Genomic DNA, 753 nt, shown 5'->3' with positions numbered 1-753 from the left:
GTGCCGAGGAGGGCTCGTCGAGGATCAACAGGCGCGCCTGTTTGTTCAGCGCCTTGGCGATTTCCACCAGTTGCTGGTAACCGCCGCCGTATTGCGACACCGGCAGCGCCACATTAATGTCCGGCACCTTGAGTTCGCGCATCAGCGCTTCGGCGCGCTGCAGCATGGCCGGGTAGTTCATGCGCCCGCCGGGCAGGGTCAATTCGTGGCCCATGAAGATGTTTTCGGCCACCGACAAGTCCGGCACCAGGGTCAGTTCCTGGTGAATGATAACGATGCCGGCGGCCTCGGTTTCGCTGATGGAATGGGCTTTAAGCGGCTGCCCGTCCCAGAGTATTTCGCCTTCCCAGGTGCCATACGGGTAGACCGCCGACAGCACCTTCATCAAGGTGGATTTGCCGGCACCGTTTTCACCGCACAGGCCGACGCATTCCCCCGGCCGTACCTTGATATCGATGCCGTTCAGAGCGTTGACACCGCCAAACGTTTTGACGATGCCGTTCATTTGCAGCAAGTAGTCGGCCATGGCGGTCACTGCCCGGCAATCTGCTCTTTGGTATAGAAACCATCCTTCTCCAACAGGTCGATATTGGCCTTGGTCAGCGGGGTTGGCGTGAGCAGGATGGTGTCGACTTTTTTGCTGCCATTATCGTATTGCGAGCTATAGGTAGGTTTTTCATTACGCGCAAGCTGTACCGAGAGCTTCGCGGCTTCGGTGGCGATCAGCTTGAGAGGCTTGTACACGGTCATGGT

At 58.2% G+C, this 753-nt stretch carries 1 protein-coding gene and 1 pseudogene; both read right to left on the bottom strand.

The genetic code is table 11. The features are described 5' to 3' along the window. A partial coding sequence (locus FEM54_RS33420) for an ATP-binding cassette domain-containing protein (RefSeq protein ID WP_138454383.1) occupies positions 1-526 on the bottom strand: 526 nt, incomplete at its 3' end. Between the two features lie 5 nt (positions 527-531). Continuing rightward, positions 532-753, bottom strand: a pseudogene (locus FEM54_RS33415) (D-xylose ABC transporter substrate-binding protein); the annotation flags it as partial.

The organism is Pseudomonas edaphica (genome assembly GCF_005863185.1).
GTDB classification, from domain to species: domain Bacteria; phylum Pseudomonadota; class Gammaproteobacteria; order Pseudomonadales; family Pseudomonadaceae; genus Aquipseudomonas; species Aquipseudomonas edaphica.
This window is presented reverse-complemented; position numbering and strand designations above follow the sequence as displayed.